The sequence below is a fragment of the Bartonella sp. A1379B genome, from assembly GCF_002022485.1.
In the GTDB taxonomy this organism is placed as follows: Bacteria; Pseudomonadota; Alphaproteobacteria; order Rhizobiales; family Rhizobiaceae; genus Bartonella; species Bartonella rochalimae.
Genome location: NZ_CP019780.1, coordinates 750458 through 773767, shown reverse-complemented (window position 1 = coordinate 773767; position 23310 = coordinate 750458). Strand labels below are relative to the sequence as shown.

Sequence of the window (23310 nt, the reverse complement as noted above, 5' to 3'; positions counted from 1 at the left end):
AGTAGGGGAAGCAAGTATGCCCATTGATATTTTAATGCCGGCACTTTCGCCAACAATGGAAGAAGGTAAGTTATCTAAATGGCTTAAAAAAGAAGGTGATAAAGTTAGCTCTGGTGATGTTATCGCTGAAATTGAAACAGATAAAGCAACAATGGAGGTGGAAGCTATTGATGAGGGTATTGTTGGAAGAATTTTTGTACCTGAAGGTACTGAAAATGTGAAAGTTAATACTGTTATTGCAGTATTATTGGAAGAAGGTGAAAGTGTTGAAAATATTTCACAAACTTTAAAAAAATCACAAGGAGGAGATGCTGCTACTATGCTATCAATTCCTGTACAACCTATTCCTACAATTGCTTCTGATCCTGATATTCCTGTAAATACGGAAATGATTATGATGACAGTGCGTGAAGCGCTTAATCAAGCTATGGCTGAGGAAATGCGGCGCGATGAGACAGTTTTCTTAATGGGGGAAGAAGTAGCGCAATATCAGGGGGCCTATAAAGTTAGTCAAGGTTTATTAGAAGAATTTGGGGCACGCCGAGTTATTGATACACCTATTACAGAGCACGGTTTTGCAGGGTTGGGTGTTGGTGCTGCATTTGGAGGTTTACGTCCTATTGTTGAGTTTATGACATTTAACTTTGCTATGCAGGCGATAGATCAAATTATCAATTCAGCAGCAAAAACTCGTTATATGTCTGGTGGACAAATGTCCACTCCTATGGTTTTTCGTGGTCCTAATGGTGCTGCTGCGCGCGTTGGTGCTCAACATTCGCAGTGTTATGCGGCATGGTATAGTCATGTGCCGGGCCTTAAGGTTGTTATGCCTTATAATGCAGCAGATGCCAAGGGTTTGCTTAAAGCTGCTATTCGTGATGATAATCCTGTTATTTTCTTAGAAAATGAAATTCTTTATGGTCATCAGTTTGAAGTTCCAAAGATAGATGATTTTGTTTTACCTATTGGCAAAGCGCGGATCCATAAGCCTGGTAAGGATGTAACAATTGTTTCTTTTGGAATTGGAATGCATTATGCAGTCCAAGCATTGCCAGAAATTGAAAAGCTTGGCATTGACGCTGAATTAATTGATTTACGAACTATTCGTCCAATGGATTTACCAACAATTATTGCTTCAGTTAAAAATACAGGTCGTCTGGTAACAATTGAAGAAGGGTATCCTCAGTCATCTGTTGGCACTGAAATAGCAACGCGTGTTATGCAACAGGCTTTTGATTATCTTGATGCACCAATTGCTACAATTGCTGGAAAAGATGTTCCTATGCCTTATGCAGCAAATCTTGAAAAATTAGCTTTACCAAGTGTTGCTGAAATTGTCGAAGCCGTTAAGGCTGTAACTTATAAAGCATAATTAAGGAGAGCACTATGCCTATTAAGATTACGATGCCTGCGCTTTCTCCTACAATGGAAGAAGGAAATTTATCAAAATGGAATATCAAAGAAGGTGATAAGGTTGCATGTGGTGATGTTATTGCTGAAATTGAGACAGATAAAGCGACTATGGAAGTAGAAGCTATTGATGAAGGAACGGTTGCTAAAATTGTTATACCTGCTGGAACACAGGGTGTTAAAGTTAATAGTTTGATTGTCATTTTAGCAGAAGAGGGAGAGGATTTATCTGAAGCTGCAAAAATTGTAGAAGAATCTTCTTCTGTTGAGATGAAAGAACAAGTCGTTAAACAATCTATGGAAGCAGCAAGTGTACAAGCTGCTCATTCATCAACAAACCAGAAATTAGCAAAACAAAATGGAGATAATAGAGGTCTTTTTGCGTCTCCTTTAGCAAGACGACTGGCAGCTCAGGCAGGGATTGATTTATCACTTATTTCTGGTACTGGTCCTCATAAGCGTATCATTAAGCGTGATGTGGAAAAAGCTCTGAATAATGGTATTGCAAGTTCTCATGCATTGCACATCGATCAGTCAATAATTTCAGGTACTTCTGATAGAAAGACTTTGCAACTGTTTAAAGAAAGTGAATATACATTTGCGCCCCATGATAATATGCGTAAAACAATTGCTAAGCGTTTAGTTGCATCAAAGCAGATGGTACCGCATTTTTATGTAACTGTAGATTGTGAATTAGATGCATTATTGGAATTACGTACGCAATTAAATGCTGTAGCTCCAATAGTTGAGATACAAGAAGGTATGAAACCTGCTTATAAGCTATCCGTCAATGATATGATTATTAAAGCTGTAGCACTTTCTTTAAAAGCTATACCTGATGCTAATGTATCATGGCTTGAGGATGGAATGCTGCATCACAAACACTGTGATGTTGGTGTTGCTGTTTCTGTTCCGAATGGATTAATGGTACCAATTATTCGCTGTGCAGAAGAAAAATCTTTGTCAATTATTTCTAATGAAATGAAAGATCTTGCAACGCGTGCTCGTGAACGTAAATTGAGAATGGAAGAATACCAAGGAGGGACAACAGCTGTATCAAATATGGGGATGTATGGCATAAAGAATTTTTCTGCTATTATTAATCCACCGCATGCAACGATTTTTGCAATTGGTTCAGGTGAGAAGCGTGCTATTATTAAGGATGAAGCATTAGCGATAGCAACAGTTATGTCAGTTACTCTTTCAGTTGATCATCGTGCTATTGATGGAGCATTAGCGGCAGAAGTTGCTCAGACTTTTAAGAAGATAATTGAAAATCCATTAACAATGTTAATTTAATTATTTTTAAATATTGCACTTAAGAGTAGAGAGAATGTGATGGAAATAGCAGATCTCAATAGTTTAATGATGGTTTATAACCTCTTTTGATTTCATATAGCTTTTTCTATAGTACTCGGAGCAGTATACAGGGAAGAGGCTTATTTGTTTTTGGTCTAAAGTTTGGATAATACATCCATTTTTGCATATATCCATGGAGGGATTATTGTGGCGGGTCTTTATGATGTAATTGTGATTGGTTCAGGACCAGGTGGATATGTAACCGCGATTCGTGCGGCACAATGTGGTTTTAAGACTGCAATTGTTGAACGTGAACATTTAGGTGGAATCTGTTTAAATTGGGGATGTATACCAACAAAGGCACTCTTGCGTTCAGCAGAAATGAAACATTTTGCTGAACATGCAAAAGACTATGGATTAAAGCTTAATGGTTCAATAGAAGTTGATATTAAAGGTGTTGTAGCGCGTTCTCGTGGGATTTCAGCCCGTTTAAATACTGGTGTTGGGTTTTTATTGAAAAAGAACAAAATTGATATTATTTGGGGAGAAGCGAAACTAACGAAGGCAGCTAACGGTAATCAACCTGCAGAAATTATGGTTTCTGCATCATCCAAAGAAGTTATGCAGCCACAAAATCCAATTCCTAAAGGAATATTAGGGGAAGGAGCTTATCAAGCAAGGCATGTAATTATCGCTACTGGTGCGCGTCCTCGTGTTCTTCCTGATATTAAACCAGATGGAAAACTCATTTGGACTTATTTTGAAGCTATGGTTCCTCCTGCTATACCAAAGTCTCTTTTGGTGATTGGATCTGGAGCGATAGGTATTGAATTTGCTTCTTTTTACCATGATATGGGAACTGAGGTAACTGTTGTTGAAATGATGCCTCAAATTATGCCAGTTGAAGATATTGAAATTTCAACATTCGCTCGTAAACAGCTAGAGAAAAAGGGCATACGTATTCTTACTGAGGCAAAAGTAATTAAAGTTGAAAAAGCTGCTGATTTTGTTACAACACATATTAATGTGAAGGATAAGATAGAAACAATAATGGTTGATCGATTGATTTCAGCTGTTGGGGTGCAAGGTAATATTGAAAATCTTGGATTAGAGGCATTAGGTATCAAAACTGATCGTGGATGCATTGTTACTGATGAATGGAGTTGGACAGGAGTGAAAGGAATTTACGCTATTGGTGATGTTGCTGGTCCTCCTATGTTGGCTCATAAGGCAGAAGAGGAAGGTGTAATATGTATTGAACATATTGCTGGTTTAAAGAATGCTCATCCGCTGGATAAAACAAAAATTCCAGGATGCACATATTGTACGCCACAAGTTGCTTCTGTAGGATTTTCAGAAATGGCAGCAAAAGAAGCAGGTTATGATATACGCGTTGGACGTTACTCTTTCTCAGCGAATGGTAAGGCAATTGCTTTAGGAGAAGATCAAGGATTAGTTAAAACTATTTTTGATAAAAAAACAGGACAGCTTCTTGGTGCGCATATGGTAGGGTCAGAAGTGACAGAGCTCATTCAAGGTTTTGTTATTGCTATGAATCTTGAAACAACAGAAGAAGAATTAATGCACACTGTTTTTCCACATCCAACATTATCAGAAATGATGAAAGAGAGTGTATTGGATGCTTATGATCAGGTTTTAAATGCTTAATGATTAGGTTATATGCAAATTTAGATTATGTGATTTTTCATCAACGTTTTATATCTAAAAGACAGAGGTCTTGAATGGTTACGGTGCTTGATAAAGTTACGAGTAGACGTATGCGGCATCCTGAAAAGGCGCATCTTCCCGATACAAGTATTCAGAAAAAACCGAGTTGGATTCGTGTAAAAGCACCAGTATCACCAATATATAAGGAAACACATAATGTGGTGCGTACCAATAAATTGGTTACCGTGTGTGAGGAAGCAGGTTGTCCAAATATTGGCGAATGTTGGAGTAAACGACATGCCAGCTTTATGATTTTAGGTGAAATATGTACGCGAGCTTGTGCTTTTTGCAATGTTGCGACAGGTATTCCATTTGCAGTTGATGATAATGAGCCCGAGCGCATAGCAGATGCTGTTGTGCAAATGGAGTTAAAGCATGTCGTTATTACATCTGTTGATCGTGATGATCTTTCTGATGGTGGTGCACAGCATTTTGCTAAAGTTATTTATGCCATTCGTCAGAAAGCTCCAACGACGACAATTGAAGTATTGACGCCTGATTTTCGGAATAAGGATGGTGCATTGGAAATTGTTGTTGCTGCTAAGCCTGATGTTTTCAATCATAATTTAGAAACAGTGCCATCAAAATATTTAAAGGTCCGTCCAGGAGCACGTTATTTTCATTCGATTCGGTTATTACAACGCGTTAAAGAACTTGATCCAACAATCTTCACAAAATCAGGAATTATGGTTGGTCTTGGGGAAGAGCGGAATGAAGTTCTTCAACTGATGGATGATTTGCGTTCTGCGGATGTTGATTTTATGACAATTGGGCAATATTTGCAGCCTACACGAAAACATCATCCTATTATTCGTTTTTTAACCCCTGAAGAGTTTGAGTCTTTTGCCAAAATTGGTAAAGTAAAGGGTTTTTTACATATGGCGTCTAATCCTTTGACACGTTCATCTCATCATGCAGGAGATGATTTTAAAGCTTTGCAAAAAGCACGTGCTGAAAAATTTTCCCAATAGAGATAATTATGCCGACTTTTACAACACATCGGCAAGTTGCCTATACTGCTCATGAAATGTTTGAGCTTGTTGCCGATATTGAGTGTTATCCTGAATTTTTACCAATGTGTGAATCTTTAATTATACGTTCTCGGAAGGAATGTGAAGAGAAGACTTTGCTTCTTGCTGATATGACAGTTGGTTATAAGATGTTTCGAGAAACTTTTACAACTCAGGTGTTTCTTCATCCTAAAGAAAATCTTATTGAAGTTAAATATATTGATGGTCCATTCAAATACCTTGAAAATCGTTGGGTTTTTCATGATCTTAAAAATACAAATGCATGTGATATAGAATTTTTTATTGATTATGAGTTTAAGAGCAAAATGCTTGGGTTGGCTGTAGGATCAATGTTTAGTATTGCTTTTCATAAATTTACTGATGCTTTTGAAAAACGCGCACATCAAATTTATGGTTTTTCAACAGTATGATTTTTCAGTGGAGAGCTATGAGAAATATCTAAGAATAAGATTTAAAGCATTTTCAACAGTTTTATGGCGAATAATATTGCGATCAGAATTCTCAAAACGCATTTCTTGATGCATAGTTGCGTGATTTTTATAAGCTGTTGCACAATGGACAAGTCCTACTGGTTTATTTAAATATGCTCCTCCAGGTCCAGCAATGCCTGTTACAGCAACTGAAATTGAAGCTCGTGAGTATTTCAGTCCACCTTCAGCCATTGCAATAGCAACTTCTTTTGAGACCGATTTATATGTTTTAATAAGTTCAGGGCACACGCCAACAAGATTAATTTTAGATTCATTTGAATAAACAATAAATCCACAGTCAAATACATCTGATGATCCTGCAATGCTGGTAAGATTTGCAGCAATAAGCCCTCCTGTGCAAGATTCTACAGTGGTTAGGAGCAAATTTCTTTCACGACAAGCTTTAAGGACAGTCTTCGCCAGTGTTTCACAAAGGTATGTCATCGTGGAGTTTCTCCCGGATAAATAACTGTAGTAACTGCAAGAGCTGCAATGCCTTCTGCACGACCAATGAAACCAAGCTTTTCATTGGTTGTTGCTTTAATAGAGATGCGATTAGTTGAAAGTTTGAGTATGTTGCTAAGGTTTTCTGTCATTATATGACGATAAGGATTAATTTTAGGTTCTTCAGCAATCAAAGTAATATCCACATTAGCAATACGGCCATCTGCTTGCTTAATTATATTAATGGCATAACGTAGAAAAACTTCTGATGATACATTTTTCCATTGAGAATCAGAAGGAGGAAAATGCGTTCCGATATCTCCTGCTCCTTGAGTTGCTAAAAGAGCATCTGTTAAAGCATGAAGAGCAACATCAGCATCAGAATGTCCACTTAATTTCTGTTTAAAAGGGATTTTTATGCCACACAAAGTGAGATAATCACCTTTTTCGAAAGCATGGACATCATAACCATGTCCAGTACGGATATCAGGGAACATTTGCGTCCTCTTTTGTAAATATGAATAGGCAGTTTCAAAATCTTCTGGCCACGTAATTTTTATATTATTCGGATTTCCAGGAACCGTTCGCATAGGGATTCCAAACCATTCAGCGATTGCTGAATCATCAGTAAAATTTTGTTGGTTAGATTGTCTTGCTTTTTCATGAGCTGCTAAAATGAGTTCAAATGGAAAACATTGTGGCGTTTGTGCAGTATAAAGATTTGTTCGTGGGATTGTATCTAAAACATGGCCTGTGTTACTTAAACGTTTAAGGGTATCTGAGATAGGAATGATGGGGAGTACACCTTCTCGATGATTAACAATAGTATGTATTTGTTCAAGAAGCTTTTTTTCTACAAAGGGACGTGCACCATCATGAATATGAATATATTCTGGTTTGATATTTTTGAGTGCGTTTAGTCCATGTAAAGTGGATATTTGGCGTGTATCACCCCCTTCAACAATGATGAGGTGCTCTTTCAAATCAGCTATAGCGTTTTCACATATTTGACGATCATCTGGATGGATAACCAAAACGATAGTTGTAATAGAGGAGTGTTGTAAAAAACAATTTATAGTATGATAAATAACCGGTTTTTGTCCTAAAATCCGGTATTGTTTAGGGCCATTTTGTGAAGATCCTGCTCTTTTGCTGCGCCCGGCAGCTAATATTATGGCTGCAATAGAAATATCGAGTTTCCTTTTGAAATTTCATTTTAATTAGTGAGTTGTTTGCTTTTTCCTTTATCAATTTTAAATTGAGGTTGAGAGGATAATAATTGTAAATCAGCAATGGATGTTAATGATAATACATCAAAAAAAGAGTCTAAAGCCTTTTTCAATACAATATTTAAACCACAGAAATTTATTAGTGGACAATTACTTGATTGATTATCGAAGCATTCTGCCATGGAAAAGTTATCTTCTGTTATCTTAATAACATCAGCTACTGAAATCTCTGTTGCAGGTTTGGCTAATTTAACACCGCCATTACGTCCTCTTACTGTTTTCATAAAGCCTGCTTCGACTAATGGTTGAAGGATTTTGAATAAAAAAAGTTCAGAAACAGCATATGTGTTGGCAATTTCAGGAATACGGCTTAGTGCTTCTTGATTAGAGGCACAATACATGAGCATCCGGAGTGCATAATTTGTTTGTTTGGTTAATCGCATTGCAAATCCTATGAAATATCCCCTGAATAATATAACCACTTTTAAAGTGACTATGAAAAATGTGGAAGCTCTTTCTTAATTTTAGATTAGTTATATTTTAAATCATAGTATTGTCAATTTTTGACATAAGGATTTATATGAGAGCAGTAAAGAAAGTATTGTAAGGTAATTATGAATACAACATTCGTAACGAATCCCAAAGGTATAGATCAAAATATCTCTAAAGATGAGTCCCGGCGTTTGAACAGTGTGTATACGTTCTTGGGTGTTACAATTATTGTATTAGCTTTGCTGACTGCTTCTATCTCATTTATTATTCTTATTGGATTAACGCCTATTGTTCCCAATAGGGCTGTAACATTATTTTTTATAGCTATTAATAGTATTTGGATTTTGGGACTTATAGTCATTGTCTTGTATGAGGTAATTCCCATTATTCATGCTTGGAGATTAAGGCGTGCTGGTTCGCGTCTTCATGTACGGCTTATTTCTTTGTTTGCGCTTGTTGCGACATTGCCAGCTGTTGCCGTTGCTCTTGTATCTGGTCCTGCTCTTAATCTAGGTCTTGATCGATGGTTTGATACGACGACTCGACAAATTGTAGGTTCTTCTATTGATTTAGCAAATGCTTATGCAGATGAAATGCTTCAAAATTTAAAGAATTTATCCTATGCTATGGCATTAGCACTGGATGATAAAAGACTTTTGGCACGTAATCCAGCTGAATATCGAATGCAATTGACACGTCATGCTGTAGGGCGTAATCTTCGGGGTGTTTTTTTATTAAGCTCAGATGGAACTATTTTTGCATCAAGTGATCTTGGTGATGAGGAACAGCTCCCTATTCCACCACCTTATCTCATTGGTCAAGCAACCAGTGCAAGGCCTTTCTCTTTTCAGCCAGGAGTTCATGATTATTTTGGTATTATTTTGAAATTTAACAATATTTCAAATACATTTTTGTATTTGGTGCGTGATGTTGATCGAAGTGTTTTGTCTGCCTTGCGTTTGACAGAGGTTAATACAGACCGTTATCGTGATTTGAATGAAAATCGGCTACCGACCCAAATTGCATTTGGGATGCTTTATTTATGCCTTTTTTTAAGTTTATTCCTGTCCGCTATTTGGACTGGTATCGCTGTTGCTGATCGTTTGGTGTGTCCTATCCGGCTTCTTATTAGCGCAGCTGATGATGTTGCTTCTGGCAATATGGAAGTTTTTGTACCAGTACGTGCAAGAGATGGGGATATTGGACAGTTGTCAAAGACTTTTAATTATATGGTTAGTGAGCTTAAAAGCCGGCGTAATGAACTGATTGCAGTTCGTGATCAAATTGATGAGAGACGACGATTTTCTGAAGCTGTTTTATCTGGTGTAACAGCAGGAGTGGCTGGGATTGATGTTAATGGCAATATTACAATTATTAATCGGTCTATTGAAACAATGTTTGGTATTCGTTCTGAGCAAGTTATTGGGTGTAATCTTGTATCGTTAAGTTCTGAAATTGGACAGGTTTTTAAGCTTGCTTGTTCATTAGGGCGTAAGAATTATCGTGAGCAAGTGACTTTAAAAGTTGCAGGACAAGAGCGTGTTTGTAATGTGCAAATGACAATGGAAGAAAATGATGGACAGGAACAGTCATGGGTGTTAACAATCGATGATATTACAGATCTTGTAGAAGCGCAGCGCTCATCAGCATGGGCAGATATTGCCCGCCGTATTGCGCATGAAATTAAAAATCCCCTTACACCTATTCAGTTATCAGCTGAGCGTATTCGTAGACGTTATAACAAAATTATCACACAGGATCGAGAAGTTTTTGATCAGTGTATTGATACGATTATTCGGCAGGTGGGAGATATTGGGCGTATGGTCGATGAATTTTCTTCTTTTGCACGTATGCCGAAACCGCAAATGCGTATTTTAGATATACGGGAATTATTGCATGAAGCCTGTTTCTTGATAGAAGTTACTCGTCATGATATTCATTTTGAGAAAGATTTAGGAAATGTACCGCTGATAGGTGCGTTTGATAATCGTCTTATTGTTCAGGCTTTTGGCAATGTTATCAAAAATGCGAGTGAAGCAATTGATGCTGTGGCGCGAGAAAAAAGTGTTTGCGGTCATATTCTGATACGCTCTTATCGTCAAGAAGAGTGTTTAGTTGTTGAGATTATTGATAACGGTAAAGGATTTCCTAAAGAGCAAAGACATAAATTATTAGAACCTTATATAACAACGCGGGAGAAGGGCACAGGGCTGGGGTTAGCCATTGTACGTAAAGTCATTGAAGATCATGGTGGTTACATGGAATTGCATGATGCGTTAGAAAATTTTTATGAAGGCCGTGGTGCAATGATTCGCATGGTATTTCCAGTCGATAAAACAGAGTATAAAAGCGTTACACAGAGCACAAATCATGAGATAGGTGAGTAAAGATGGTATCAGATATCTTAATTGTTGATGATGAAGCGGATATTCGTGAACTTGTTGCTGGTATTTTGGATGATGAAGGTTATGAAACGCGTGTTGCATGTAACTCTGATGAAGCATTAACACAAATTAGTGAACGTGTTCCAAAGTTAATTTTTTTAGATATTTGGTTACAAGGAAGTCGTCTTGATGGTTTAGCGTTGTTGGATGAAATCAAAGTTCAATATCCTTCTATTCCGGTGATTATGATTTCTGGTCATGGTAATATTGAAACAGCTGTTTCTGCTATAAAACGGGGAGCATATGATTTCATTGAAAAACCTTTTAAAGCTAGCCGACTCCTATTAGTTGCAGAGCGGACTCTTGAAAATTCACAATTAAAGCGTGAGCTTTCAGAATTACGAGAGCGGTCAATTGAAACACCGGAATTACTTGGAACATCTAATGTTATGAAGCATTTGCGCCAAGTCATAGAAAAAGTAGCTCCCACTAACAGTCGGGTTATGATTGTTGGTCCTTCTGGTTCAGGAAAAGAGATGGTCGCTCGCTCTATTCATGCACTTTCAGCGCGTTCTAATGGCCCGTTTATTACAATAAATGCTTCAACAATTACTGCTGAAAGAATGGAAATAGAATTATTTGGTAGTGAATTGGAAAGAGAGGAGCGCAAGATTGGTGCATTAGAAGAAGCGCATGGCGGAGTCTTGTATATTGATGAAGTTGCTGATATGCCGCGTGAAATTCAAAATAAGTTTCTTCAGGTATTAACGAATCAGACATTTGAAAGAGTTGGTGGCACGAAACGTGTAAAAGTAGATGTTCGTGTCATTTCTTCTACAGCGCAAAATCTTGAGCGTCTCATTGCTAATGGACAATTTAGAGAAGACTTATTTCATCGACTTTCGATTGTTCCTATTGTTGTTCCACCGCTTTCTGCACGCCGTGAAGATATCCCAGAACTTGTACATCATTTTGTTAAAAAGATATCGCAGCAAGTTGGTATTAAACCTCGTGAAATTAGTAATGATGTTATAACTATTTTGCAAACGCATACTTGGCCGGGTAATGTGCGTCAGTTACGCAACAATATTGAACGCTTATTGATTCTTGTGCGTGACGATGATGGACCAATAACAAAAGAATTACTTCCTGCTGAAGTTAATGATTCTATCCTCCATATTCAAATGGATACAGATAAAAATATAATGGATTTACCACTACGTGAAGCACGAGAGTTATTTGAAAAAAGGTATTTGATGACACAGATTGAGCGTTTAGGCGGAAATATATCACGTACTGCTGAATTTATAGGTATGGAGCGCTCAGCTTTGCATCGTAAGCTTAAGGTGCTTGGAGTTTCATAAGTTATGCATGTTATTATTTGTGGAGCAGGGCAGGTTGGTTATGGGATAGCAGAACGTCTTGCTGCAGAGAATCATGATGTTATTGTTGTTGATACCGAAGCAAAATTAATTGAAAAAATTCGTGATACATTAGATGTTAGATGTATCATTGGTCATGGTTCAAGGCCTGAAGTTCTTTTGGCAGCAGGTGCTGATGAGGCTGATATGTTGATTGCGGTGACTTTATTTGATGAAGTCAATATGGTAGCCTGTCAAGTAGCACATTCATTATTTAATATTCCAACTAAGATAGCCCGTATTCGCTCACAATCATATTTAGAACCACGTTATAAGAATCTTTTTGCAAGAGAGAATATTCCTATTGATGTGGTTATTTCTCCAGAAGTTGAAGTTGGGGAAATGGTTTTGCGTCGTATTACTTTGCTTGGAGCTATAGATGTTCTTTATTTTTGTAATGATGCTGTTGTTGCGTTAGCTTTAGAATGTATGGAGGACTGTCCGGTTATTAATACGCCTTTACAGCAACTAACAGAGCTTTTTCCTGATTTACAAACAACCGTTACTGCTATTAAACGTGGTTCAGAATTATTAATCGCGTGTTCAGATACACAATTACGCGTTGGTGATATCATTTATCTTGTTTCAGCTCGTGATCAAGTGCGTCGTGCACTTAGACTTTTTGGTCATAAAGAACAAGAAGCACATCGTATCATTATTGTAGGTGGTGGTCATATTGGTCTTTATGTGGCTCAAGCTATTGAAAAGCGATTACATAAAATAAAGTTGAAGATTATAGAAATAGATAAAGAAAGAGCACTAACTATTGCTGACCAACTAGAAAAAACAACTGTTTTATATGGTAATGTTTTAGATCCAGTTATTCTTCAAGAAGCTGGCATTGGTCAAGCTGATTTAATGATTACGTTGACCAATCAAGACCAGGTGAATCTCTTGAGCGCTATTATAGCTAAAAGATTAGGATGCAAGGCCAACATGGTGTTGATTAATAATGTGGCTTATCAAGAATTTAGTCGTGCGGTTGGTGTGGATGCATATTTTAATCCTCGAAGTGTAACTGTATCAAAAATTTTACAACGAATGCGTCGTGGACGTATTCGCGCTGTGCATTCTGTTTTTAATGGTGCTGCGGAAATTATTGAAGCTGAAGCAATGCAAACATCTTTATTAGTTGGTAAACCGTTGAGAGAGCTTAATTTACCAGAGGGTTTGAGAATTAGCGCTATTTATCGTGATGAGACAGTCATACAGCTTTCAGGAGATACACGTATTTTGCCTGGTGATCGGGTAGTAATTTTCGCTCTTGCTGATAGTGTGCGTGATGTTGAACAATTATTTCGTGTAAGCTTGGAATATTTTTGATAGATTATTTATGGATATTTGTACTTTTTGGTATGGAAAACAATTGAGACTAGTTGATTGGTTGTGTTTGTCATCAATGGTTAAGGTTAGTCAGCGTGTTAAGCTTTTCAGCTATGAAAAAGTGGAGAATATACCTGTTGGTGTTGAATTGCATGAAGCCGAGTCAATTTTGCCTCATTCAGTATTTTATCGTCTTGATCCCAATTTTCCTGATTATGAACCTTGTCGTACAATTGTTCAATTTTCAGATCTTTTTTGCATTATGTTAATGAAATATGAGAAAGGGGTTTGGTTAGATACGGATGTTTATCTTGTTAAACAGTTCCATCCAGAAGTAGGTCAGGTTTGGTTAGCAAAAGAAAACGCTGCAAGAGTAGGAGTCTCTGCACTTTATTTACCACCTGATAACCCTATTATAAAAGCATTTGAAGATTATTTGGCGGGTGTAGAGATTATTCCTCATTGGTTAGGTTTTAAACGTCGTGTTTGGATGCCATTTTTGCTGAGAAGAAGGAAATTGCCGGTTTTACCGGGAAGGATTGGAATTACTATATTTGGTAATGATGGTATTTCACGGTTAGCGAAAAAGAATGGTTTTTTTCAAGAAGCAAAGGAGAAAAAAACTTTTTATTATTGGACAGGACGAAAAGCTGAAAGAATTTTTGATCCAGCTTTTGGTGTTGAACCAATGAGAGATCCAAACTTTATAGGATTTCATATTCACAGAAAGGAAAAAACAATTCAGAAACCTCAAGAAGGAAGCTTTTACCATTGGGCAGTATCACGTATTTCTGGTGCTCAGAGTTTATTTGAGTAGGTATTATTATCATTTTAACTATTAATATTTTAATCTTACTGAAGCATAATTGATTGTGACTTGCGTCAGAGAGCATTGTTGGCCTATGGATAGGCTGTTAAAAATGTAAATGCCAATTCTTAGTTATTAATGGAAGTGAAGATATGAGTGATCCAGTAAAAAAAGTCTTAAGTTTAGTTCCTATGGTTGTTGAACAAACTAATCGTGGTGAGCGAGCTTATGATATTTTTTCTCGTCTTTTAAAGGAACGGATTATTTTTATTAATGGTCCTGTTGAAGATAATATGGCAATGCTTGTTTGTGCACAGTTGCTTTTTTTAGAGGCCGAGAATCCTAAAAAAGAAATTAATCTTTATATCAATTCTCCAGGTGGCGTTGTGACATCCGGTATGGCGATTTATGATACTATGCAATTTATTCGTCCTTCTGTTTCTACTTTGTGTATGGGACAAGCTGCATCTATGGGATCATTACTTTTGACAGCTGGGGCAACAGGTCGCCGTTTTGCCTTACCGAATGCACGTATCATGGTGCATCAACCTTCTGGTGGTTTTCAAGGACAAGCTTCAGATATTGAACGGCATGCGCAAGATATTATAAAGATGAAACGGCGTTTGAATGAAATTTATGTTCAACATACAGGGCAGAGTTATGAGGTGATTGAAAATACTCTTGATCGCGATCATTTTATGACAGCAGAAGAATCTAAACAGTTTGGTTTGATTGATGATGTTATACAATATCGTGCAGAAACTGAAAAAGAAGAAAAAGATTAAGAGTTTTTATAGAAAAGGCAGTTAATTTGTGAAGCGTATAAGAATTGCCATTAAAATAGCTATTTTTAAAAATACGATCTCGTAAAAATAATAAAGAAAATTACCTAAAGATATTATGTATGTTTTTAATTGTAGTTAAGAAAAATTATCTTTAAATAGATAAAATATTCATATATCGCAGTGAAAGGAAAGTGAAATGAGCAAAACTAGCAATAGCGAGAGCGAATCGAAGAATACTCTCTATTGCTCATTCTGCGGCAAAAGCCAGCATGAAGTGCATAAGCTTATTGCAGGACCTACCGTATTTATCTGCGATGAGTGTGTAGAGCTTTGTATGGACATTATTCGTGAAGAAAATAAATCTTCTGGAATTAAGGCGCGTGATGGTGTTCCTACTCCGCAGGAAATTCTAACAGTTCTTGATGACTATGTTATTGGTCAACGTCATGCAAAGCGTGTTCTTTCTGTTGCTGTTCATAATCATTATAAACGACTTGCTCATCAATCTAAGAGTAGTGATGTTGAATTAGCAAAATCAAATATTCTTCTTGTTGGACCGACAGGATGTGGTAAAACATATTTAGCGCAAACCTTGGCACGTATTATTGATGTGCCCTTTACTATGGCAGATGCAACGACTTTAACTGAAGCAGGCTATGTTGGTGAAGATGTTGAAAATATTATTTTAAAGCTACTTCAATCTGCTGATTATAATGTTGAACGTGCGCAACGTGGTATCGTATATATTGATGAAGTTGATAAAATCTCTCGTAAAGCTGATAATCCCTCAATTACAAGAGATGTTTCTGGTGAAGGTGTTCAGCAAGCGCTATTAAAGATTATGGAAGGGACAATAGCGTCGGTTCCTCCGCAAGGAGGGCGTAAGCATCCACAGCAAGAATTTCTTCAGGTTGATACAACGAATATTCTGTTCATTTGTGGAGGAGCTTTTGCTGGTTTAGAGAAAATTATTTCAGGACGTGGTGAAAAGACTTCAATTGGTTTTTCTGCTGCTGTTAAGGCTCCTGATGAGCGTCGTGTTGGTGAGATATTCCGTGATTTAGAACCTGAAGACCTTATTAAATTTGGTTTGATACCGGAGTTTATTGGTCGCCTTCCTGTTATAGCGACTTTGGAAGACTTAGATATTTGTGCGCTTGTTCAAATTTTATCACAACCCAAAAATGCGTTAGTGAAGCAGTATCAACGTCTTTTTGAAATGGAAAATGTTCAGTTAGTTTTCCATGAAGATGCTTTACGTGTTATTGCTAAAAAGGCTATTGAACGTAAAACTGGTGCACGTGGTTTACGCTCTATTATGGAAAGGATACTTCTTAACACTATGTTTGAATTACCGGCTCTTATAGGTGTTCAAGAAGTGGTGATTTCTAGCGATGTAGTTGAAGGCAAGGCTTGTCCTCTCTACATTTATTCAGATCATATAGAAAATAAAGAAAATGTATCAGCGTGATCTATAATATAAATTTAGCTATTGTGTTATTTTTGTATAGATATTTTGTATATAACAGCGTAATTACTTGATTTATTGGTCCATAATTATCATTTCATTTATTGTAGAGAGTTGGCTTTTTAAAGAGTGACTTGTATTATGAGCGAGTCAGAGGCTCTAGAAAGGAAAAATATGCAATATATTGATGAAAAGACAGGCGAGGAAATAGAAGGGTTTTACGCTATTTTGCCACTTCGTGATATTGTTGTCTTCCCGCATATCATTGTTCCGCTTTTCGTAGGCCGAGAAAAGTCGATTTGTGCTCTTGAAAAGACAATGGTAATGGATAAACAGATATTACTGGTTACGCAAAAAAATGCTTCTGATGATGATCCAACTTCAGAAGGTCTTTATGATGTTGGTACTATTGCTAAAATTCTTCAGCTTTTAAAACTCCCCGATGGAACTGTAAAGGTTTTGGTTGAGGGGACTGCACGTGCAAAAATTAACCAATTTATTGAGAATGATGATTATCTTCAAGCTTATGTAACTATCGCAGAGGAAACTAAAGATGATGATGTTGAAATCAAGGCTCTTTCTCGGTCAGTGATTTCTTATTTTGAAAATTATGTAAAACTAAATAAGAAAATTTCTCCTGAGATTGTCAGTGCTGTTAGTCAGATTAGTGATCCTTCTAAACTTGCTGATACTATTGCATCCCATTTAGTTATTAAACTTGCAGAAAAACAAGAAATACTAGCACTATTGCCTATACGTAATCGTCTTGAGCGTGTACTTTCTTTTATGGAAGGAGAAATTTCCGTTTTGCAAGTTGAAAAGCGTATTCGTTCACATGTCAAACGGCAGATGGAAAAGAATCAACGGGAATATTATCTTAATGAGCAGTTAAAGGCTATTCAGAAAGAATTAGGGGCAGGTGATGAGGGGCAAGATGAACTATCTGAACTAGAAGAGCGTATCAGAAAAACTAAGCTTTCGAAAGAAGCGCGAGAAAAAGCTGGGGCAGAGCTCAAAAAATTACGTAATATGTCTCCAATGTCTGCAGAGGCAACAGTTGTACGTAATTATCTTGATTGGCTTTTAGCTATTCCTTGGAATAAAAAATCAAAAATTAAAAATGATCTTAGTTTTGCTGAAAAAGTTATGGACAATGAGCACTTTGGTCTTGAAAAAGTCAAAGAGCGAATCATTGAGTATCTAGCAGTGCAGAGCAGATCATCAAGAATACGAGGTCCTATTATTTGTTTGTTAGGCCCTCCTGGTGTTGGAAAGACATCCCTTGCGCGTTCTATTGCAAAGGCAACGGGTCGGGAATATGTTCGTATTTCATTAGGAGGTGTTCGTGACGAGGCTGAAATTCGTGGGCATCGCCGAACTTATATTGGTTCTATGCCTGGAAAAATTATTCAGTCTATGAAAAAAGCAAAAAAATCTAATCCGCTTTTTTTGCTTGATGAGATTGATAAAATGGGACAGGATTTTCGTGGAGATCCTTCATCAGCTTTATTAGAGGTTCTTGATCCTGAACAGAATGGTACATTTATTGATCATTATTTAGAAGTAGAATATGATCTTTCCAATGTTATGTTTATTACAACTTCTAATACACTGAATATTCCAGGTCCATTAATGGATAGGATGGAAATCATTCGTATTGCTGGTTATACTGAGTGTGAAAAGATGGAGATTGTTAAACGGCATCTTTTGCCAAAAGCGTTAAAGGATCATGCTCTTTCTAAAAGAGAATTAAGTGTTTCTGATGATGCAATAAGATCAATTATTCAATTTTACACGCGTGAGGCTGGTGTTCGGAATCTTGAGCGTGAGTTGATGAAAATAGCACGTAAATCAGTTACAAAAATTCTTAAGACTGATCAAAAGTTTATAGAAATTAGGGATGATAATATTAATGATTTCCTAGGTGTTAAGCGTTATCGTTTTGGACAAATTGATGGTGAAAACCAAATTGGCGTTGTTACAGGGCTTGCTTGGACTGAAGTAGGTGGGGAGTTGCTAACCATTGAAGGCGTTATGATGTCAGGTAAAGGTAAGATGACTGTAACTGGTAATTTGCGCGATATTATGAAGGAATCAATTTCTGCAGCAGCGTCTTATGTGCGTTTTCGTGCTGCTGATTTTGGTATCGAGCCCCCATTTTTTGATAAACGTGATATTCATGTTCATGTTCCGGAAGGTGCTACACCTAAGGACGGGCCATCAGCGGGGATTGCAATGGTAACAGCAATTGTTTCAGTGTTAACAGGGATACCTGTTTATAAAGATGTTGCTATGACTGGTGAAATTACTTTGCGTGGATGTGTGTTACCGATTGGTGGATTAAAGGAAAAACTGCTTGCGGCTCTTCGTGGGAAAATCAAGAAAGTACTTATTCCTGAAGAAAATGCGAAGGATCTGGTTGATATTCCAGATGATGTCAAAAATAACATGGAAATTATTCCGGTAACTCATATAAGTGAAGTTCTTAAACACGCTTTGATTCGTTTTCCCGAACCTATTGAATGGACAGAATCTTCCACAATATCTGAAACTGTTAAACCAGAAAGTGATAATGAGGGAATGTTAGTTGCGCACTGATTCACATTATGCGCTATAATTATGCTATAAAAAGCACAAAAGAGCCATTTAGGAAGTTGTAATTTTGTCTATTTTAGAGAAATAATGAAAAAATTCCGTGAATAACTACGATTATTTCTAAAAAACAATGCATTGAGGAAAAATAGCACTTCTGTTTCCTGTACTTTTCAATAAAATTACTTATAGCTGATTAAATTTTATTACTCGGCAATATAGGGAAAGGAAATGTTTAATGAATAAAAGTGAATTGGTTAATTCAGTTGCTGAAAAAGCAGGTATCTCGAAAGCTCAAGCTGGCGCTTCTGTTGATGCTTTTATTGCTTCTGTTACAGAAGCTTTAGCTTCAGGAGGTGATGTTCGTATTCCAGGTTTTGGTTCTTTTGAAGTTTCTCATCGTGCTGCTACAAAAGGACGAAATCCTTCAACGGGTGCTGAAATCACTATTCCTGCACGTTCTGTACCTAAATTTTCTGCAGGAAAAAGTCTTAAAGAAGCTGTTAATAATAAATAATTCAAACTACTTTTTAAAAAACCGGTTTATAAATAAACCGGTTTTTTTTTAGAAATGCTTAGAAATAGTTAGTACATGTTTGTGAGATACATTGTTTAGCTTTGTGGGTGAAATATAAGAACTGTGTGTTAATTTATGTAGTGGGAATTCAAGTAATCACTCGAGTATTTATGTTAAACAGTAATTGAGATAATATCTATTTAATTATTTTTATCATTATCATAGCTGTTTTTAGTTAATTGATAATTTGCTTCTTAATTTTTTGTGTAAAAAAGCGTAGATGTTTCTACTAACGTTATTAATGTTGGATAGTGTATCTAACTGACAAGTCGTGTTCTTTCATTTATTATATTAAAATATTTAGATAAGTTATTGTTAAATATTGTTTTTATAATAATAGAAATATATTATTTAGAGTATTAATATTTATATAATTACGACATTTTCTTTTTATAGCGAATTATAGTGAAAAATGAGACATGTGTTAGCAAAATGAACAATCTTAAATTATTTTTTAGCAATAAACTAAATTACTTAATAGATCAAAAATTAGATTAGCGAATGTAGTAATTATAATCAAATACAATGGTTCAGTTAAAAACTATTTTTTAACCATTGAATACAATCGTTTAAGGCTTGTTCAATTATAGCTTGTTTTTTTTCTTTATGTGATCGTTTTTCTAAGTCATTGGTCGAAATAATAGGCGGAAAAAGGCCAAAATTGATATTCATTGGCTGGAAGGATTTTTTTCCTTTTTCGATAGTAGCAATATGACCGCCAGTAATATGATTCAATAGAGCTCCAAATGCTGTAGTTTTGGGTGGTAAAGAAGGGCAAGCATGATTATATTCAGCAGCAGCAAAACGTCCAGCGAGCAATCCTATCGCTGCTGATTCTGTGTAGCCTTCACAGCCTGTAATTTGTCCAGCAAAACGCAGTTGTGGTTTTTGTTTTAAACGAAGACTTTCATCAAGAAGGATTGGTGAATTGAGATACGTATTGCGGTGAAGGCCACCAAGGCGTGCAAATTCTGCTTTTTCAAGACCAGGAATCATTCTAAAGATGCGTGTTTGCTCACTATATTTCAATTTTGTTTGAAAGCCGACCATATTGTAAAGCGTACCCAGCTTGTTATCTTGACGTAATTGTACAATAGCATAGGGTTTGATTGTAGGGTGATGAGTATTGGTGAGCCCCATAGGTTTCATAGGACCATGTCTTAGAGTTTCAAGTCCACGTTCAGCCATCACTTCGATTGGTAAGCATCCATCGAAATAGGATATATTTTCAAATTCACGAAATTCTACTTTTTCTCCACTTATCAATGCTTCAACAAAAATTTTATACTGTTCTCGATCAAGAGGACAATTAAGATAATCTTTTCCTGTTCCTTCAGGACCAATTTTGTCATATCGAGATTGGTACCAACAAATGTCCATATTAATACTTTCAGTATAAATAATGGGTGCAATAGCGTCAAAAAAAGAAAGCGCTTCTGTTCCAGTTATTGCTTGTATTGCTTGAGAAAATTTTGGTGTGGTAAGAGGACCAGTGGCAATAATAACATTATGCCAGTTTTCAGGAATCTCATGAATTTCTTTGCGTTGTATGGTTATAAGAGGATGTTTTTCAAGTGTTTCTGTAACAGTTTTTGAGAATTCATCACGGTCAACAGCAAGTGCACCTCCAGCTGGTACTTTATTACTATCTGCAGCCTTCATGATTAACGATTTGGCTAATCGCATTTCAGCATGTAAAAGTCCTACAGCATTTTTTGATGCATCATCTGAACGAAATGAATTTGAACAGACGAGCTCTGCAAGTTTATCTGTTTTATGAGCATCAGATTTTCTTTTTGGGCGCATTTCATGCAAGACAACAGGAATTCCTAATTGAGCAATTAGCCAACTTGCTTCACTGCCTGCAAGACCGCCGCCGATAATATGGATTGGAGTTTTCGATTTATTTAACATGAATTACTTTTTAGTGTAAGGAGTCCTTTTTGAAAAGGATGAATTTTATCTCTATAATTTTGTGAAAAGAATTATTTATTGAGTTAATAAAGGATACCCATTTGCTTTTTTTCTTTAATTGGTTGGAATTGAATGCTATAGAAACGCCGCTGACATGAAGTTTTTGTTTATAAATTTGAGCGGATGTGGCGAAATTGGTAGACGCACCAGATTTAGGTTCTGGCGGGAGACCGTGGGGGTTCGAGTCCCTCCATCCGCACCAAAGTAATAGCTTTAAGCGCTACGGATAGCTGTGTATACGAAGTCCGTTTATCTAGATCTAGCATTTAAAGTGTTAGAATTATTGTTGTTATTGGAGTAGGTTTATCTATCTCCTCAGAGAAATAAAGGTTGTTCGATGCAAGTTACTGAGATGCTTAACGAAGGACTGAAGCGCGAAATTAAGATTGTGGTTCCAGTGAAAGATTTGGAAGCAAAATTAAATGAACGGTTGGATGATACCAAAGGTAAGATCAAACTTAAAGGATTCCGTCCGGGTAAGGTTCCATCTGATCATCTCCGAAAAATGTACGGTAAATCTTTTATGGCTGAAATTCTTAATGAGATCATTAACGATGCTCCGCGTTCTATTTTAGCAGAGCGTAATGAATATTCAGCAATGCAACCGCAAATTGATATAGATGAAGATAAAAAAGTTATAGATGGTAAGGCTGATTTTGTTTTTAGTTTGAAGTACGAGGTTTTGCCAAAATTTGAGGTTAAAGACTTCAAAAATATTGAAATCGTTCGCGAAATTGCTGATATACCTGAACAAGAAGTTGATGAGCAAGTAACGCGGATTCTTTCTTCTACTCGTAGTTATTCGCAAAAGAATAGTCCTTCAAAAGAAGATGATCGCATAACAATTGATTATTTAGGGAAAATTGATGGCGTCCCATTTGATGGTGGTTCTGATAAAGATGCACAACTGATTCTTGGTTCGAAACAGTTTATTCCTGGTTTTGAAGAGCAATTAATTGGTTTAAAAGCAGGTGATGTAAAAACAATTTCTGTTAAATTTCCTGATGATTATAGTGCTGCGCATTTAGCTAGTAAAAATGCAGAGTTTGATATTACTGTTAAAACTGTTGCTAAACCGGATGAATTGAAAATTGATGATGAAGCAGCAAAAAAACTTGGTTTAGAGTCTCTTGATCGCTTACGTGAAGTCGTTCGTGGACAGGTTGAAAGTCGATATGGTTCTATGACACGTCAAAAAATTAAGCGACAAGTTCTTGATGCTTTAGATGCAGATTATAGTTTTGATATTCCTGAACAACTTTTAGAGATTGAATTTAATAATATATGGAATCATATCAATGAAGATTTAAAAAGGATGGGCAAAAGTTTTGAAGATGAGGGCATCACAGAGGAACAAGCGCGAGAAGAATATCGCATGCTTGCGAAGCGTCGTGTTCGGCTTGGTTTAGTACTTTCTGAAATTGGTACAAAAGTTGGAGTTCAAGTAAGTGAAGATGAATTAAAGGCTGCAGTTTTTGAACAAGTCCGCCAATATCCTGGACGAGAAAAAGAAATGATGGATTTTTTCCGCCGCACACCAGAAGCTGTTGCTAATCTGCGCGCTCCAATCTTTGAAGAAAAAGTTATTGATTATTTGCTTACACAGATAAAAATAACAGATAAAAAAGTGACAATTGAAGAGTTGATGAAAGAATATGATGAAGCAGGTTTAACTGACAAGACTTCTGCCAAGAAAAAATCGGCAGTAAAAGAAAAAGGTATAAAAAAGGCTTCAACTAAAAAGAAAATCTCTAAAACAAGTTAAAATTTATGCTAATAAAATAGTTCTGATAAATTATTTTTTGATGTGTATTCTAGGCTTGCTCTGGCAATGGTTTTAGGTTAGCCATTGGGTGTATTTGAAATGTTGATAGT

General features: G+C 36.5%; 18 protein-coding genes and 1 tRNA gene. 15 read left to right on the top strand and 4 right to left on the bottom strand.

Features of this window, described 5'->3' with window-relative positions; translation table 11 throughout:
- The first annotated feature begins 16 nt into the window (after positions 1-16).
- From BA1379B_RS03345 to BA1379B_RS03325, 5 genes are all read left to right on the top strand, one after another.
- The gene (locus tag BA1379B_RS03345) at positions 17-1372 is read left to right on the top strand and encodes a pyruvate dehydrogenase complex E1 component subunit beta (protein WP_078692382.1); all 1356 of its coding nucleotides are present in this window, start codon (positions 17-19) and stop codon (positions 1370-1372) included.
- A gap of 14 nt (positions 1373-1386) precedes the next feature.
- Positions 1387-2709 carry a pyruvate dehydrogenase complex dihydrolipoamide acetyltransferase gene (locus BA1379B_RS03340; protein ID WP_035007330.1) on the top strand — a complete coding sequence of 441 codons (1323 nt, stop codon included), beginning with the start codon at positions 1387-1389 and terminating at the stop codon, positions 2707-2709.
- Between the two features lie 207 nt (positions 2710-2916).
- On the top strand, positions 2917-4377 hold the full coding sequence (gene lpdA / locus BA1379B_RS03335) for a dihydrolipoyl dehydrogenase (RefSeq protein WP_035007332.1): 1461 nt from the start codon (positions 2917-2919) through the stop codon (positions 4375-4377).
- Positions 4378-4451: 74 nt separating this feature from the next.
- Positions 4452-5408, top strand: a complete 957-nt coding sequence (gene lipA, locus BA1379B_RS03330; RefSeq protein WP_035007334.1) for a lipoyl synthase — start codon at positions 4452-4454, stop codon at positions 5406-5408.
- A gap of 8 nt (positions 5409-5416) precedes the next feature.
- The gene (locus tag BA1379B_RS03325; protein ID WP_078673811.1) at positions 5417-5878 is read left to right on the top strand and encodes a type II toxin-antitoxin system RatA family toxin; all 462 of its coding nucleotides are present in this window, start codon (positions 5417-5419) and stop codon (positions 5876-5878) included.
- 15 nt (positions 5879-5893) lie between these two features.
- Here the strand turns inward: BA1379B_RS03325 and BA1379B_RS03320 are convergent, their stop codons facing one another.
- The 3 genes from BA1379B_RS03320 to rirA are packed head-to-tail and all read right to left on the bottom strand — an operon-like array spanning position 5894 to position 8054.
- Positions 5894-6382 (bottom strand): CinA family protein, encoded by a 489-nt coding sequence (locus BA1379B_RS03320; protein WP_035007339.1) that lies wholly within the window; start codon positions 6380-6382, stop codon positions 5894-5896.
- The gene (locus BA1379B_RS03315) at positions 6379-7572 is read right to left on the bottom strand and encodes a bifunctional 2-C-methyl-D-erythritol 4-phosphate cytidylyltransferase/2-C-methyl-D-erythritol 2,4-cyclodiphosphate synthase (RefSeq protein WP_078692381.1); all 1194 of its coding nucleotides are present in this window, start codon (positions 7570-7572) and stop codon (positions 6379-6381) included. The genes BA1379B_RS03320 and BA1379B_RS03315 overlap by 4 nt, the downstream gene beginning before the upstream one ends.
- 26 nt (positions 7573-7598) lie before the next feature.
- Complete coding sequence (gene rirA, locus BA1379B_RS03310) at positions 7599-8054, bottom strand: iron-responsive transcriptional regulator RirA (RefSeq protein ID WP_035007342.1); 456 nt, start codon at positions 8052-8054, stop codon at positions 7599-7601.
- A 171-nt stretch (positions 8055-8225) separates the two neighbouring features.
- Between rirA and BA1379B_RS03305 the strand changes: the two genes are divergently transcribed.
- The 8 genes from BA1379B_RS03305 to BA1379B_RS03270 all read left to right on the top strand — a co-directional run bounded on the left by BA1379B_RS03305 (position 8226) and on the right by BA1379B_RS03270 (position 19401).
- Positions 8226-10490, top strand: a complete 2265-nt coding sequence (locus tag BA1379B_RS03305) for a sensor histidine kinase NtrY-like (protein WP_035007343.1) — start codon at positions 8226-8228, stop codon at positions 10488-10490.
- A gap of 2 nt (positions 10491-10492) precedes the next feature.
- Positions 10493-11851 carry a nitrogen assimilation response regulator NtrX gene (gene ntrX, locus BA1379B_RS03300; RefSeq protein WP_078673808.1) on the top strand — a complete coding sequence of 453 codons (1359 nt, stop codon included), beginning with the start codon at positions 10493-10495 and terminating at the stop codon, positions 11849-11851.
- Positions 11852-11854: 3 nt separating this feature from the next.
- On the top strand, positions 11855-13231 hold the full coding sequence (gene trkA, locus BA1379B_RS03295; RefSeq protein ID WP_078688638.1) for a Trk system potassium transporter TrkA: 1377 nt from the start codon (positions 11855-11857) through the stop codon (positions 13229-13231).
- Between the two features lie 10 nt (positions 13232-13241).
- Complete coding sequence (locus tag BA1379B_RS03290; RefSeq protein ID WP_078692380.1) at positions 13242-14048, top strand: hypothetical protein; 807 nt, start codon at positions 13242-13244, stop codon at positions 14046-14048.
- Between the two features lie 143 nt (positions 14049-14191).
- The gene (clpP, locus tag BA1379B_RS03285) at positions 14192-14824 is read left to right on the top strand and encodes an ATP-dependent Clp endopeptidase proteolytic subunit ClpP (RefSeq protein ID WP_035007350.1); all 633 of its coding nucleotides are present in this window, start codon (positions 14192-14194) and stop codon (positions 14822-14824) included.
- Positions 14825-15020: 196 nt separating this feature from the next.
- Positions 15021-16295, top strand: a complete 1275-nt coding sequence (clpX, locus tag BA1379B_RS03280) for an ATP-dependent Clp protease ATP-binding subunit ClpX (protein ID WP_035007352.1) — start codon at positions 15021-15023, stop codon at positions 16293-16295.
- 171 nt (positions 16296-16466) lie between these two features.
- On the top strand, positions 16467-18890 hold the full coding sequence (gene lon, locus BA1379B_RS03275) for an endopeptidase La (RefSeq protein WP_035007432.1): 2424 nt from the start codon (positions 16467-16469) through the stop codon (positions 18888-18890).
- A 232-nt stretch (positions 18891-19122) separates the two neighbouring features.
- On the top strand, positions 19123-19401 hold the full coding sequence (locus BA1379B_RS03270) for an HU family DNA-binding protein (RefSeq protein ID WP_035007353.1): 279 nt from the start codon (positions 19123-19125) through the stop codon (positions 19399-19401).
- 594 nt (positions 19402-19995) lie between these two features.
- Here the strand turns inward: BA1379B_RS03270 and trmFO are convergent.
- On the bottom strand, positions 19996-21375 hold the full coding sequence (gene trmFO, locus BA1379B_RS03265) for a methylenetetrahydrofolate--tRNA-(uracil(54)-C(5))-methyltransferase (FADH(2)-oxidizing) TrmFO (RefSeq protein ID WP_078692379.1): 1380 nt from the start codon (positions 21373-21375) through the stop codon (positions 19996-19998).
- A 179-nt stretch (positions 21376-21554) separates the two neighbouring features.
- Here trmFO and BA1379B_RS03260 point away from each other — a divergent pair.
- Positions 21555-21637, top strand: a tRNA-Leu gene (locus BA1379B_RS03260).
- 135 nt (positions 21638-21772) lie between these two features.
- Positions 21773-23200 (top strand): trigger factor, encoded by a 1428-nt coding sequence (gene tig, locus BA1379B_RS03255; protein ID WP_078692378.1) that lies wholly within the window; start codon positions 21773-21775, stop codon positions 23198-23200.
- The last annotated feature ends 110 nt before the right edge of the window (positions 23201-23310 follow it).

Coding starts and splice junctions, on each gene's coding strand:
- BA1379B_RS03345 (WP_078692382.1), top strand. CDS start 17: ATGCCCATTGATATTTTAATGCCGGCACTTTCGCCAACAATGGAAGAA.
- BA1379B_RS03340 (WP_035007330.1), top strand. CDS start 1,387: ATGCCTATTAAGATTACGATGCCTGCGCTTTCTCCTACAATGGAAGAA.
- lipA (WP_035007334.1), top strand. CDS start 4,452: ATGGTTACGGTGCTTGATAAAGTTACGAGTAGACGTATGCGGCATCCT.
- BA1379B_RS03325 (WP_078673811.1), top strand. CDS start 5,417: ATGCCGACTTTTACAACACATCGGCAAGTTGCCTATACTGCTCATGAA.
- BA1379B_RS03320 (WP_035007339.1), bottom strand. CDS start 6,382: ATGACATACCTTTGTGAAACACTGGCGAAGACTGTCCTTAAAGCTTGT.
- rirA (WP_035007342.1), bottom strand. CDS start 8,054: ATGCGATTAACCAAACAAACAAATTATGCACTCCGGATGCTCATGTAT.
- BA1379B_RS03305 (WP_035007343.1), top strand. CDS start 8,226: ATGAATACAACATTCGTAACGAATCCCAAAGGTATAGATCAAAATATC.
- ntrX (WP_078673808.1), top strand. CDS start 10,493: ATGGTATCAGATATCTTAATTGTTGATGATGAAGCGGATATTCGTGAA.
- trkA (WP_078688638.1), top strand. CDS start 11,855: ATGCATGTTATTATTTGTGGAGCAGGGCAGGTTGGTTATGGGATAGCA.
- BA1379B_RS03290 (WP_078692380.1), top strand. CDS start 13,242: ATGGATATTTGTACTTTTTGGTATGGAAAACAATTGAGACTAGTTGAT.
- clpP (WP_035007350.1), top strand. CDS start 14,192: ATGAGTGATCCAGTAAAAAAAGTCTTAAGTTTAGTTCCTATGGTTGTT.
- clpX (WP_035007352.1), top strand. CDS start 15,021: ATGAGCAAAACTAGCAATAGCGAGAGCGAATCGAAGAATACTCTCTAT.
- lon (WP_035007432.1), top strand. CDS start 16,467: ATGCAATATATTGATGAAAAGACAGGCGAGGAAATAGAAGGGTTTTAC.
- BA1379B_RS03270 (WP_035007353.1), top strand. CDS start 19,123: ATGAATAAAAGTGAATTGGTTAATTCAGTTGCTGAAAAAGCAGGTATC.
- trmFO (WP_078692379.1), bottom strand. CDS start 21,375: ATGTTAAATAAATCGAAAACTCCAATCCATATTATCGGCGGCGGTCTT.
- tig (WP_078692378.1), top strand. CDS start 21,773: ATGCAAGTTACTGAGATGCTTAACGAAGGACTGAAGCGCGAAATTAAG.